The sequence below is a fragment of the Halopseudomonas xinjiangensis genome, assembly GCF_900104945.1.
Classification (GTDB): domain Bacteria; phylum Pseudomonadota; class Gammaproteobacteria; order Pseudomonadales; family Pseudomonadaceae; genus Halopseudomonas; species Halopseudomonas xinjiangensis.
On record NZ_LT629736.1, the window covers coordinates 1,069,507 to 1,081,933 of the forward strand.

General features: G+C 61.0%; 13 protein-coding genes. 9 read left to right on the forward strand and 4 right to left on the reverse strand.

Annotation, left to right across the window (positions count from 1 at the left end):
* Nucleotides 1–33: 33 nt before the first annotated feature.
* From BLT85_RS04820 to BLT85_RS04840, 5 genes are all read left to right on the forward strand, one after another.
* Nucleotides 34–1,206, forward strand: coding sequence for an MFS transporter (locus tag BLT85_RS04820; RefSeq protein ID WP_093392090.1), 1,173 nt, complete (start codon nucleotides 34–36; stop codon nucleotides 1,204–1,206).
* A gap of 28 nt (nucleotides 1,207–1,234) precedes the next feature.
* Complete coding sequence (locus BLT85_RS04825) at nucleotides 1,235–1,816, forward strand: cupin domain-containing protein (protein WP_093392091.1); 582 nt, start codon at nucleotides 1,235–1,237, stop codon at nucleotides 1,814–1,816.
* Nucleotides 1,817–1,926: 110 nt separating this feature from the next.
* Nucleotides 1,927–2,118, forward strand: a complete 192-nt coding sequence (locus tag BLT85_RS04830) for a PLDc N-terminal domain-containing protein (protein WP_093392092.1) — start codon at nucleotides 1,927–1,929, stop codon at nucleotides 2,116–2,118.
* A 4-nt stretch (nucleotides 2,119–2,122) separates the two neighbouring features.
* Nucleotides 2,123–2,884 carry an SDR family oxidoreductase gene (locus tag BLT85_RS04835; RefSeq protein WP_093392093.1) on the forward strand — a complete coding sequence of 254 codons (762 nt, stop codon included), beginning with the start codon at nucleotides 2,123–2,125 and terminating at the stop codon, nucleotides 2,882–2,884.
* A gap of 14 nt (nucleotides 2,885–2,898) precedes the next feature.
* Nucleotides 2,899–3,456 (forward strand): histidine phosphatase family protein, encoded by a 558-nt coding sequence (locus BLT85_RS04840; protein WP_172829810.1) that lies wholly within the window; start codon nucleotides 2,899–2,901, stop codon nucleotides 3,454–3,456.
* A gap of 5 nt (nucleotides 3,457–3,461) precedes the next feature.
* On the opposite strand, the gene BLT85_RS04845 is transcribed toward BLT85_RS04840, so the two are convergent.
* Nucleotides 3,462–4,235 (reverse strand): ferredoxin--NADP reductase, encoded by a 774-nt coding sequence (locus BLT85_RS04845; RefSeq protein WP_093392094.1) that lies wholly within the window; start codon nucleotides 4,233–4,235, stop codon nucleotides 3,462–3,464.
* A gap of 100 nt (nucleotides 4,236–4,335) precedes the next feature.
* On the opposite strand from BLT85_RS04845, the gene BLT85_RS04850 reads away from it, so the two are divergent.
* Nucleotides 4,336–5,232 (forward strand): LysR substrate-binding domain-containing protein, encoded by an 897-nt coding sequence (locus BLT85_RS04850; RefSeq protein WP_093392095.1) that lies wholly within the window; start codon nucleotides 4,336–4,338, stop codon nucleotides 5,230–5,232.
* A gap of 29 nt (nucleotides 5,233–5,261) precedes the next feature.
* Here BLT85_RS04850 and BLT85_RS04855 read toward each other — a convergent pair whose 3' ends face one another.
* The 3 genes from BLT85_RS04855 to BLT85_RS04865 all read right to left on the reverse strand — a co-directional run bounded on the left by BLT85_RS04855 (nucleotide 5,262) and on the right by BLT85_RS04865 (nucleotide 9,409).
* Nucleotides 5,262–5,798 carry a glycine zipper 2TM domain-containing protein gene (locus BLT85_RS04855; RefSeq protein ID WP_093392096.1) on the reverse strand — a complete coding sequence of 179 codons (537 nt, stop codon included), beginning with the start codon at nucleotides 5,796–5,798 and terminating at the stop codon, nucleotides 5,262–5,264.
* Nucleotides 5,799–5,941: 143 nt separating this feature from the next.
* Entirely contained in the window at nucleotides 5,942–8,455 is a 2,514-nt protein-coding gene (locus BLT85_RS04860) for a sensor domain-containing protein (protein WP_172829811.1), read from the reverse strand.
* An 84-nt stretch (nucleotides 8,456–8,539) separates the two neighbouring features.
* Nucleotides 8,540–9,409 carry a LysR family transcriptional regulator gene (locus tag BLT85_RS04865; protein WP_093392097.1) on the reverse strand — a complete coding sequence of 290 codons (870 nt, stop codon included), beginning with the start codon at nucleotides 9,407–9,409 and terminating at the stop codon, nucleotides 8,540–8,542.
* Nucleotides 9,410–9,538: 129 nt separating this feature from the next.
* Here BLT85_RS04865 and leuC point away from each other — a divergent pair, with 129 nt between their 5' ends.
* The 3 genes from leuC to BLT85_RS04880 are packed head-to-tail and all read left to right on the forward strand — an operon-like array spanning nucleotide 9,539 to nucleotide 12,422.
* A complete protein-coding gene (gene leuC, locus BLT85_RS04870; protein ID WP_093392098.1) occupies nucleotides 9,539–10,975 on the forward strand; it encodes a 3-isopropylmalate dehydratase large subunit in 1,437 nt (478 codons plus the stop codon).
* Nucleotides 10,972–11,619 carry a 3-isopropylmalate dehydratase small subunit gene (gene leuD, locus BLT85_RS04875; RefSeq protein WP_093392099.1) on the forward strand — a complete coding sequence of 216 codons (648 nt, stop codon included), beginning with the start codon at nucleotides 10,972–10,974 and terminating at the stop codon, nucleotides 11,617–11,619. The genes leuC and leuD overlap by 4 nt, the downstream gene beginning before the upstream one ends.
* 47 nt (nucleotides 11,620–11,666) lie before the next feature.
* A complete protein-coding gene (locus BLT85_RS04880; RefSeq protein WP_093392100.1) occupies nucleotides 11,667–12,422 on the forward strand; it encodes a class I SAM-dependent methyltransferase in 756 nt (251 codons plus the stop codon).
* The last annotated feature ends 5 nt before the right edge of the window (nucleotides 12,423–12,427 follow it).

A 12,427-nucleotide genomic window follows, 5' to 3' on the forward strand; every position in this document is an offset into this window, starting at 1 on the left:
TGATCTTCCAGACCTGCGCGCCCGAAGTCGGTCATGACCAGCGCGGTTGAGCCTCCCCGGGCGGGGAGTGGCGTACCGGCGGTGCGCCTTTCGAGCTTCTACTTCGCTTACTTTGCCCTGCTCGGCGGCGTCGCGCCGTTCCTGTCGTTGTATTTCCACCATCTGGGCTTTTCGCCGGCACGCATCGGCGAGCTGGTCGCGATTCCGATGCTGATGCGCTGTCTTGCGCCGAACCTGTGGGGGTGGCTGGCCGATCGGTCTGGCCAGCGGCTGTTGATCGTCCGTCTCGGTGCGTTGTGTACGGCCGTGGCTTTCAGCGGGATCTTCATTCGCAACGACTACCTCTGGCTGGCCATGATCATGGTTTTGCACAGCTTCTTCTGGCATGCCGTGCTGCCCCAGTTCGAAGCAATCACCCTGTCACACCTGGGCGCGCAGTCCTCACGCTACGCGCGGATCCGGCTGTGGGGATCGGTTGGATTCATTGCGACCGTGGTGCTGCTGGGGATGGTGCTGGAATGGGCAACACTGGATCTGTACCCAGCGGTGATGCTTGGCATCATGCTGACGATATTTGCCTGCAGTTTGCTCGTCCCCGCTCCGCCGAGGCCTGCTGCGTCCATGGCGGGCGAGGCAGTGAGCGGGTTTCTCCAGCAATTGCGCCGGCCCGGTATCCTTGCTTTTTTCGTCTGCGTAGCCCTGATGCAGCTCTCGCACGGGCCCTATTACACCTTTCTGACCTTGCATCTTGAAGCGCTCGGCTACAGCAGATCCTTGATCGGTTTTCTCTGGGCGCTGGGCGTCGTTGCCGAGATCGTGCTTTTCCTGTTCATGGCCAGGGTCATGTCCGCGGTATCGCTCAAGCAACTGCTGGTGCTCAGCTTCGCTCTGGCTGCGATCCGCTGGCTCCTGCTTGGTTCGCTGGCGTCGAGCCTGCCGGTGCTGCTGTTCGCCCAGTTGCTGCATGCTGCGACGTTCGGCAGCTTTCACGTGGCTTCGATTCACTTCGTTCAACGCAGCTTCGACGAGCGTCTGCAAGGGCAGGGGCAAGCGCTCTATGCCACCTTGGCGGGGACTGGCGGAGCGCTGGGTGCACTGTATTCCGGCTATGCCTGGCATGGTCTCGGGCCGATGTGGACCTTCGCTCTGGCCAGCCTCGCGGCCGGCATCGCTGCGCTGGTGCTCTGGCGCCGCTTGCCGGGCTGAGGATCATACCAACGGAGTGTGCCGCTGATTGTCGGCTGAACCTATACTGCTCGAACGCTCTCGCGAAGGCCGCACCATGTTTCTAGCCGTGTACGATCTGGACAACCTGTTCTACCCGACGAAGGTTCTTACTCATCGGGACGATATCAACGCAGCGCTGGCGTCCAGCAGCATCGCCTGCGAGCGACACGAGTCTTTTGCCGCTCTGGATCCGTCCGTGCTTGAAAGCGATGCCGGTCTGCTCGCAGCATCGTCCGAGTACCGGACTGGCCCGTCCACCTGCAGCAGCGTGTTGTGCCTGGCTGGGCTGCCTGCCTACGTGAACCCTTCGGATGTTGTTGTCGAACCGGAGCAGCGCTGCGCAGATGCTGTCCGCTGGCTGTTCGTTCGGGGGACAGGGCAGCTGGCTGTCACCAGTCAGGATTCGCTTCTGGTGATGGAATGCAGCGCCGGTGACCTTGTCGCGCTGCCGTCGCAGGCCCGCCACTGGTTTCGCCCCGACCCCGGCCAATCCTGCGTCATCCTGACCATTGCGCAGAGCGCCGAGGGCCTGGTCCGGCGGCCGAGCGGCGGGGACCTCGCATCGCGTTTTCCCGGTTTTGGTCTGTAGGGTCCATCCAAATACGAACGATCACGCCTTGGTGCAGTCGGAAAACATGAGGCCCGAAGGCTCGTTCAGGAGCGTTTGGGATATGTCAATGTTCTACTAAGGGGGTTCATATGGATCTCGGTATAGGCGGAGGCCTGATCGGCCTGATCATTCTGGCGCTGGATATCTGGGCCATTATCAACATCGTCGGTAGCGCTTCGAGCACCGGCTCCAAAGTACTCTGGGTTCTTCTGGTCCTTTTCCTGCCTGTCATCGGCCTGATCATTTGGGCTATCGCCGGGCCGCGTAGCGCGAAGGCCTAGCAGCATGGCCTCGAAGGATGCTCGCGTCGCCTTGGTAACCGGCGCTGCGCAGGGGATCGGTCGCGGTATCGCGGCCGATCTGCTCGCTCGCGGATGGCTCGTGGTACTGGCCGATGTCAAGGCGGCGGAGGGCAACGACGCTGTAGACACGCTCGCGCCTGATGGCGGAGCGCTCTTCGTCGAGATCGATGTCTCGGACGAGTCCAGCGTCGAAGCCGGCCTCGAGACGGTTCGCTCACAGTTTGGCCGTCTCGATGCGCTGGTGAATAACGCTGGCATCGCGGATCCGGAAAACGGGCCGCTCGAACAGCTTTCTCTGGAGGAATGGAACAAGCGGTTGGGGACCAACCTGACCGGAGCCTTCCTGATGTCGAAACATGCCGTGCCGCTGTTGCGCGAGAGCCGCGGTAGCATCGTCAATATGGCCTCCACGCGAGCTGCACAGTCCGAACCGCACACTGAAGCTTACGCTGCGAGCAAGGGTGGGCTGGTGGCTTTGACCCATGCGATGGCCGTCAGTTTCGGTCCGGAGATTCGCGTCAACGCGGTAAGTCCGGGCTGGATCGATACCCGCAGCGAAGCCGAGCAGGACCAGGACCCGCTACGTCCGATCGACCACCGGCAGCATGCTGCTGGTCGTGTCGGTCGGCCCCAGGATGTGGCCTCGCTGGTGGCCTTTCTCATCGGTGAGGAAAGCGGGTTTGTGACCGGGCAGAATTACGTCATTGACGGCGGCATCAGTCGCCAGATGATCTACGCAGAATAGTACGGAGGCGTGACGTGCGCGGATGGCTTGAGCTGACGTGCGCGATCCTGTTGCTGTTCGCCAGCGCGCAGGCGGCCTCGGAACCGTTGGCCGCCGTTCGCGAGGGTAAAGCATTCGTGCTCCTGCGACATGCCCACGCTCCGGGAGTCGGCGATCCTGCTGATTTCAAGCTGGGCGACTGCAGTACCCAGCGCAATCTCAACGAGCAAGGTCGCAGGCAATCGAAGGCATGGGGCGAAAAACTGCGTCAGGTCGGTCTGGCTGATATCCGTTTGTATTCGAGCCGATGGTGCCGTGCGCTGGACACGGCCACCGCGATGGAGCTCGGTGCGGTCACCGAACTGCCGGTGCTCGACTCATTTTTCCAAGACCGGGATCGTGCCGCGCAGGTTACCGGAGCATTGAAAGGCTTTCTCTCGGAGACGCATGGGGACCAACCGGTCCTGCTGATCACCCATCAGGTCAACATCACTGCGCTTACCGGGCTTGTGCCTGCCTCCGGCGAAGCATTGTTGATTGCCTTGCCACTGGGGAATCCGCCCGAGGTTCTCTCGCGGATTCCCCCGCCGTGATCTGACTATTTCTCGACGAAGGCGCGCTCGATCACATAGTGACCCTGATCGCCGTGGCGTGCTTCCTTGAAGCCCTGCGAGTCGAGGATGGCGCAGGTGTCTTTGAGCATGCTCGGGCTACCACATAGCATGAACCGGTCATGTTCCAGATCAAGCGGTGGCAGACCGATATCTTCGTAAAGCTTGCCACTGCTCATCAGGTCAGTCAGCCGGCCCTGGTTGCGGAACGGTTCGCGGGTGACCGTGGGGTAGTAGATCAACTTCTCTCGTACCATGTCACCGAAGAACTCATGATTGGGCAGTTCTTCGGTGATCAGCTTTTCATACGCCAGTTCACGTACGTAACGGCAGCCGTGAGTCAGGATCACCTTGTCATACTGCTCATAGGTTTCGGGATCCTGGATGATGCTGATGAAGGGCGCCAGGCCAGTGCCGGTGCTCAACAGGTACAGGTTGCGACCCGGAAGCAGGTGGTCGAGTACCAGCGTGCCTGTCGGCTTGCGGCTCAGCATGATCTGGTCGCCCGGCTGGACGTTCTGCAGGCGCGAGGTCAGCGGGCCGTCCGGCACCTTGATGCTGAAGAACTCCAGGGTATCTTCGTAGTTGGGGCTGGCAATGCTGTAGGCCCGCATCAGCGGTCGTCCTTCGACCTCCAGCCCGATCATGATGAAATGACCGTTCTTGAAGCGGAAGGCCGGGTCGCGGGTAGTAGTGAAGCTGAACAGCGTGTCGGTCCAGTGATGGACCCTGAGTACGCGCTCGGTATTGAATCCGGACATTGCAGTTTCCCGTGATCGTTAGCGATGTGGGCAAGTCTATGGCCTGCTAACATATCGGTTAAGCGGGTTATATCCATAACTGTTAACGGAAAAACCGATAATGAGATTCACGTTGCGTCAGCTCGAGGTGTTCCTCGCCACCGCCTTTCATGAAAACCTCACGCGTGCCGCCGACAGTCTGGCGATGTCACAGTCGGCGGCGAGCAGCGCGCTGCGTGATCTTGAAAGTCAATTCGACGTGCAACTGTTCGATCGTGTCGGCAAGCGTCTGCAGCTCAACGAACTTGGCCAGACGATCCGGACCAGGGCACAAGGATTGATCGAACAGGCCGCGAGTCTCGAAACCGCATTGGCGCAGCACGAGGACGTCGGGCATCTGAAGGTCGGCGCGACGCTGAGTATCGGCAACTATCTCGCCGTCGAGATCATGGCCCGCTATATGGTCGAACAGCCGGGCGCGCGCGTCGAACTCGAGGTGGCCAACACCGCAACCATTGCGCGGAAGGTGGCCAATTTCGAGCTGGATATCGGCTTGATCGAAGGGGAGGTGTATCACCCTGAGCTGGACATGCAGCACTGGCGTGACGACGAACTGGTGGTGTTTTGTGCGCCTGATCATCCATGGGCCGGTAAGCCCTGGCTGACCGATGCCGAGCTGCTCAAGGCGGACTGGATCGTTAGGGAACCGGGCTCCGGTACTCGCCAGCATTTCGAATGGGCCATGCACGGTCTACTGCCAGAACTCGATATCAAGCTGGAGCTGCAGCATACCGAGGCGATCAAGCGAGCGGTGGAAGCCGGACTGGGGATTGGTTGTCTTTCGGCGATCACGCTCGGCGATGCGTTCCGCCGGGGCAGCCTGGTGCCGCTACCGGTTCCACAGCGGGACTTTCGTCGGGGCTTCTATTTTGTCCTGCAGAAAAACAAGTTTCGCAGCGCAGGAATTCAGCGCTGGATTCAGATGTGCCGTGAAGCGGTGCCGGGGGCAGGGGAGTAAGGTGCCCGCGGGCGGACACCTTACTGGGATTACTGCAGATTCAACGCCAGTTGGCCGTCCTGTAGCGCGATGCGATCGCCTGGATGACGATCCATGCGCACCGTGCCGGTCTGTTCGCCGATGCGGTAATCGACCTGATAGCCGACAAGCTTGTCAGAGATATCGTAAACAGTCTCGCAGCGCTGCTCGGTAGTGGTGTACGTGCTGTTGGCCTGCAACTGTTCCTGGGCCTTGTTCCCTGCGTATCCGCCAGCGGCCGCGCCTGCAACCGTCGCGACCTTCTTGCCGCTACCACCGCCCACCTGGTTGCCGAGCACACCGCCGATCACCGCACCAGCGACCGTGCCCAGTACCTGATGCTGGTCCTGGACCGGCTTCTGGCGTGTGACGCTGACGTCGCGGCATAGCTGACGCGGGGTTTTTTCCTGTTCCTTGATCTCGGCGACCTTGATTACCTCGGCATGGGTCGGGGTCTTGTTTGCCATCGCACTGTAGCCGGCAATGGCGCCGCCGGCTGTGGCGACGACAGCGCCGAGCACGATACCTGACAGCATTGACTTGTTCATGTTGTAGCTCCGCTAGGTTGATACCAGGAGGGAATCAGTTCCCGCCTGCGCGGATATTGCCACGCATGTGCCGCAGCCGTCTCGTTTGCGATCGACAGTGAACAAGCAAATATGTGAAGCAGGTCGCACGCGGAGTGCGGCGATCAGGTTCTCGACAGCAGATCCATGAATGCTGTTTCGTCAAGCGGTGGGCTGAACAGGTAGCCCTGGTAGCAATGGCAGGCCATCCCACGAAGAAACGTGAGTTGCTCTTCGGTTTCGACGCCTTCGGCGATCATGTCCAGCTTCAGACTGCGGGCGATGGCGACGATGGCTCGGACGATCTCGGCATCGTTACCGTTGCTCGCGCAGTCACGAACGAAAGACTGGTCGATTTTGAGCAGATCCAGCGGCAGACGCTTGAGATAGGACAGCGATGAATACCCCGTGCCGAAATCGTCGATGGCAAAGCTGACGCCAAGTTGCCGTAGCTCCTGCATTTTCTCCACCGTATCGCTGATATTTTCGATGACGACGCCTTCGGTGATCTCCAGTTTGATGCAACCCGGGGGCAGGTCCTGCGAGCCGATGCTGTCGCGAACAAGGTCGACGAAGCCGCTCTGACGGAATTGCCTCGGACTGATATTGACGCTGAGGCTGAAATTGTCGAACCCGACCAGGCCGCTTTCGCGCAGCCGCGAAAAGAACTGACAGGCTTCGGCAAGGACCCAGCGACCTGCCTCGATGATCATGCCACTTTCTTCCAGCACCTTGATGAAGCTGGCCGGACCGATCAGGCCCTGTTCGGGATGCTCCCAGCGAAGCAACGCCTCGGCGCCCACGACGCGGTGAGACAGGCTATCGAACTGGGGCTGGTAATACACTTTGAACTCGCCCAGAGCCAGAGCCCGGCGCAACTGATTCTCCACGACGAGTCGCTTGCTGGCGGTCACCTGCATGGATTGCTCGAAGAATGCCACGCCGTTGCGGCCGGCCTCCTTGACGCGATAAAGCGCTATATCGGCGCGCTTGAGCAAGTCGTCCGGGCTTTCCCCATGGTCCGGTATCAGCGCAACGCCAATGCTGGTGCTCAACTGCAGACTGTGGCCTTCGATGATCATCGGCTCGGACAGTACGAATCGCAGCTTTTCAGCGGTCGTCTGAACGCTGTCCGCGAAACTGCCATCATCGGCCTCCAATCCGCTGAGAAGCACGACGAACTCATCACCGCCGAGCCGCGCCACGGTGTCCTCGCGACGCACGTTCCCCGCCAGGCGTCGAGTCACTTCCTGAAGGACGGCGTCGCCGCATGAGTGCCCGAGCGAGTCATTGATGTGCTTGAAGTGGTCGAGGTCGAAGAACAGCAGGGCTCCCTTGAGCTGGTGCCGGTCATACAAGGCGATGTGTTGTTCCAGACGATCCTTGAGCAGGATACGGTTGGGCAGGTCGGTCAGCGCGTCGTGGTAGGCCAGATGCTTCACCTGCGCCTCGATAGCCTTGCGTTCGGTCACGTCGCGAAACCCGAATAGTACGCAGCGCTGTCGATTGATTGTCAGCAGCGAACTGGAGACCTCACAGATATGCGATCGGCGCTGGGCATCGCACAAGTCCATGGTTTCGTTGTGCAGCGACTCGCCGGTGGCCAGAACGCCGTGCACCCGATCGGCCAACGCGGTTTCGCTCCACAGACCGATCTCGCTCAGGGTTCGACCTATTATCTGCTCGGGTCGGTAGCCGAACACCTCCGCGAAACTGCGGTTGACTTCGATGAACACGTGCGTTTGCGTGTTGAGCAGAGCGTAAGGATCCGGAGAGCCTTGGAACAGCGAGGCAAACTTGTTCTCGCTATCGATCAGCGCCTGTTCGCTGCGTCGCCGTTCGGTGATATCCACCAGCGTGCCGACCATACCCAGGGGCCGGCCGCTGGCGTTGCGGTTGAGCGTGGCGATCGCTTCCAGCCAGCGCGGCTCGCCGGAGCGGCGTAGCAGGCGATAGGTTAGCCGGTAGCGCTGTTGCCCGCCGCGGCAGATGGCGACGAAGGCCTTGCGCATTGCTCGGCGGTCGCTCGGCGCGGTGTCTTCCATGAACGCTGCGAGTGTTCCTTCCCAGTCCGCCCCGGGGAACCCGTGCAGGCGCGCCGCCCTTGCCGAGGCGTGAAGCCTGCCGCTGCCCAGGTCGAGATCCCAAATTCCCATCTGAGCGGCGTCAAGCGCCAGGCGCAGACGCTCCTGGCTCTGTTCGAGCGCTGTATCGGTTTGCGCCAGGGCCGGCAGTCCGGGGCCGCCGATACTCCCTGCGTGGCCCTGGACGGTATATAGACGTGCCGCGACGCCGCCTACGTCGATGTATTCCATCGAGACCAGCGACGGCTTGATGGTGCCGTCGCGCCCGCGCAACAGCATTTCCAGCGGTTCGGATGCTCCTACAGCAGATCCTCCGTGCAGACGGCGCCGCTGCTGCGGGTCGCTCCACATCGGAAAATCGCGCTCAGGCTGGCCGATGATCAATTCGGGACGCCAGCCAAAACGCTGATGGAACGCTCGATTGAGATCAATGATGCGGCCGCTGCGGTGATCTACCAGCATGCACGCCATGGGCAGCCGATGAAAAAGCAGGCGAAAGGCCTCATCCTGATAAAACGAATTATCGGCCATGAATGCGCCCGGCGTATGGACCATAGCCTTTCCTCTGTTCAACTGTCCCGCAGTTCAACATAGTAGGCGGGGTTTGAAGCGACAAGTCGGACGGGCCGCCAGTGCGCGTCAGCCGTCGGTTTGCAGCAATTCGACCAGCGCACGTCCGGCGTTGGACAAGGTTCGGCCACTGTGCCAGATACAACCGAGTTGCCGGCTGATTTCGCCGTTGGACACCGCCACCGGTTTCACCTGTTCGTCGACCATGGTTCGCGGGAGCACGCTCCAGGCCAGGCCGATGGAAACCATCATCTTTATGGTTTCGAGATAGTTCGTGGTCATGCTGATTTGCGGCGTGACCCCCTCCCGCTGGAACAGACGGCTGACGACGCGGTGCGTGAAGGTGCTGGGCCCGGGAAATACTGCGGGGTATTCACCCAGCTGGCGGAGCGTAACCGAGCCCGAGTCCGCCAGGGGATGTTCGGGCGAGACGACGAAGTCCAGCGGATCGTCCCAGATGTGCCTGGCGACGACAGGTTCGTCGAGCGTAGGGGCCAGGGTGATCACCGCCAGCTCGATGTCGCCGTGCAGCACCTGGTCGTAGGCCACTTCGGAGTCGAGGAAGCGAATATCCAGCGCGACATCAGGATAGGTGGACGTGTAGCGGCGCAGTACCGGTGGCAGACGGTGCAGCCCGATGTGGTGACTGGTGCCGAGCACCAGACGCCCCTGCACCTGGCTGGACAGATTGCTCAGCGCGCGGCGGGTATCGTCCAGCGTCTGGAGGACCAGCGTCGCGCGAGGCAGCAATGCACGGCCGGCTTCGGTCAGCGAAACGTGCCGACCGATACGGTCGAACAGTCGCGTGGCGAGTTGCTGTTCCAGCGCGGCTATACGCTTGCTCACCGCGGGCTGGGTAAGGTGGAGAGCTTCTGCTGCCTGAGAGAACGAGCCGCTCTTGGCGACGGCTAGGAATGCGGTGAGGTTGGCGGTATCCATGAATTCCTCCTGGGAATACTTTCCATGAATATTATGAATTTGTTTTATTCGACGCCAGCTCTTACCATCGCTTCCTGATGATTCGAGGCCGATTCGAGCCCGGACGACCAGCCTGATTGGGAGCACAGCATGTCCGCCAAGACACTTTACGACAAGCTTTGGGATAGCCATCTGGTGAAGCAGCGCGACGACGGATCCGCGCTGCTGTACATCGATCGGCACCTGTTGCACGAAGTTACCTCGCCTCAGGCATTCGAAGGCCTTCGCTTGGCGGGTCGCAAGCCCTGGCGAATCGACGCCAACCTTGCCACGCCCGATCACAACGTGCCGACCACCAATCGCGCCGCGGGCGTTTCCGGGATCGACGATCAGGTATCCAAGCTGCAGGTCACCACACTGGACGACAACTGCCGTGACTTCGGAATTCTCGAATTCCAGATGACCGACCGCCGTCAGGGCATCGTGCATGTTGTCGGACCGGAGCAGGGCGCAACGCTGCCGGGCATGACCATCGTCTGTGGCGACTCCCACACCGCCACCCACGGCGCCTTCGCCGCGTTGGCGCACGGTATCGGCACCTCCGAGGTTGAGCATGTGCTGGCCACGCAGTGCCTGGTAGCGAAGAAAATGAAGAACATGCAGGTGCTGGTCGAAGGCAAGCTCGGCTTTGGCGTGACTGCCAAGGACATCGTACTTGCGGTGATCGGCAAGATCGGCACTGCCGGCGGCAACGGACACGCCATCGAATTTGCCGGCTCGGCGATCCGTGATCTGTCGGTCGAAGGGCGCATGACCATCTGCAACATGGCGATCGAGGCGGGTGCGCGCGTCGGCCTGGTTGCCTGCGACGAAAAGACTATCGAGTACGTCAAGGGTCGGCCGTATTCGCCGGCCGGCGAAGACTGGGACAAGGCCGTCGAGCTGTGGAAAGATCTGGTTTCCGATGCCGATGCGCAGTTCGACACGGTCGTGAAACTCGCTGCGGAAGACATCAAGCCGCAGGTTTCCTGGGGCACCTCTCCGGAGATGGTCGTAGCCGTGGATGCGGTCGTACCGAACCCGGTCGAAGAAGCCGATGCTGTGAAGCGCAACGGCTACGAGCGTGCGCTCAAATACATGGGACTGGAAGCCAATCAGCCCATCACCTCGATCAGGCTCGATCGAGTGTTCATCGGTTCGTGCACCAACTCGCGCATCGAGGATCTGCGGGCGGCAGCAGCGGTGGCCAAGGGTCGTCACGTATCGCCGTCGATCAAGCAGGCGATGGTCGTGCCGGGCTCCGGGCTGGTCAAGGAGCAGGCCGAGCGTGAAGGACTGGACATCATTTTCAAGGCAGCGGGTTTCGAATGGCGCGACCCGGGTTGCTCGATGTGTCTGGCGATGAATCCGGACCGCCTGCAGGCCGGCGAGCATTGCGCGTCGACCTCCAACCGCAACTTCGAAGGCCGTCAGGGCAATGGCGGGCGGACGCATCTGGTGAGTCCGGCCATGGCCGCTGCCGCAGCGATCGCCGGTCACTTCGTCGATGTTCGTGAAATGTTAAACAAAGAGGAGGCGCACGCATGAAGCCTTTTACACAGCACACAGGGCTTGTGGCGCCACTCGATCGCGCCAACGTCGATACCGACCAGATCATTCCCAAGCAGTTTTTGAAGTCGATCAAACGCACCGGCTTTGGCCCCAACCTGTTCGACGAATGGCGTTACCTGGACGAGGGCTATCCCGGCCAGGACAGCTCGCAGCGTCCGATCAACCCGGACTTCGTGCTCAACCTGCCGCGCTACCAGGGCGCCAGCGTGCTGCTGGCTCGCAAGAACTTCGGTTGCGGTTCGAGTCGGGAGCACGCGCCCTGGGCCTTGGACGAGTACGGATTCCGAGCGGTTCTTGCGCCGAGCTTCGCAGACATTTTCTATAACAACAGCTTCAAGAATGGGCTGTTACCCATTGTTTTAACTGAAGAAGAGATGGACGAGCTGTTCACTCAGGCTGAAGCGCAGGAAGGTTATCGCCTGACGGTCGATCTGGACACCCAGACCGTGACGCGGCCGGACGGCCAGCAATATAGCTTCGAGATCGACGCGTTCCGCAAACACTGCCTGCTCAATGGCCTGGATGACATTGGCCTTACCCTGCAGGACGGTGACGCCATCGCTTCATTCGAAGCCAGACACAAGGCCAGCCAGCCTTGGCTGTTTGGCGCGATCAAGTAGCTCAAGCGGGCATTCGGATACTGGCTCGCTATCGAGGGGTTTAAGGGATGGACCACCAGCAACTGATCGAGCAGCAGTTTGGAGATCGGGCCCAAGCCTATCTGGACAGCGAGGTTCATGCCCAGGGCGCGGAGCTGCAGATGCTTGCTGGCATTGTTCGCGAGCATCCCGTCGCGCAAGTGCTCGACCTCGGCTGTGGCGGCGGCCACGTCAGTTTCTCGGTCGCTCCGTGGGCGGACAGCGTCATTGCCTATGATCTGTCGGAGTCGATGTTGAGTACCGTCAGGTCCGCTGCAACAGCCCGAGGTTTTGCCAATGTGAAGGTCCAGCAAGGGGCTGCCGAAAGGCTGCCATTTGCGGACGACAGCTTCGACTTCGTGTTCAGCCGGTACTCGGCTCATCACTGGAGCGATCCTGCCGCCGCGTTGCGGGAGGTGAGGCGCGTGCTCAGGCCGCAAGGCGAGGCCATCTTCGTCGACGTGGTGTCGCCGGGTGTGGCTGTGCTCGACACGCATTTACAGAGCATCGAAGTGCTTCGCGACGCCAGCCACGTCCGAGACTATTCCGTCAATGAGTGGCTGAGCTTCATCACTTCGGCTGGGTTGATCGCGAGCGGGCACAGCATGCAGCGGTTGCGCCTGGACTTCGCTTCATGGACAGCGCGTATGCGCACTCCCGAGCTGCTTCGCCAGGCCATTCGCGCTTTGCAGGGGGCGGTCGGAGAAGAGGTGCGGCGGTATTTCGAGATCGAAATCGACGGGTCGTTTTCGGCCGACGTCGCGGTGTTGCGTTCGAGGAAATGATCCCG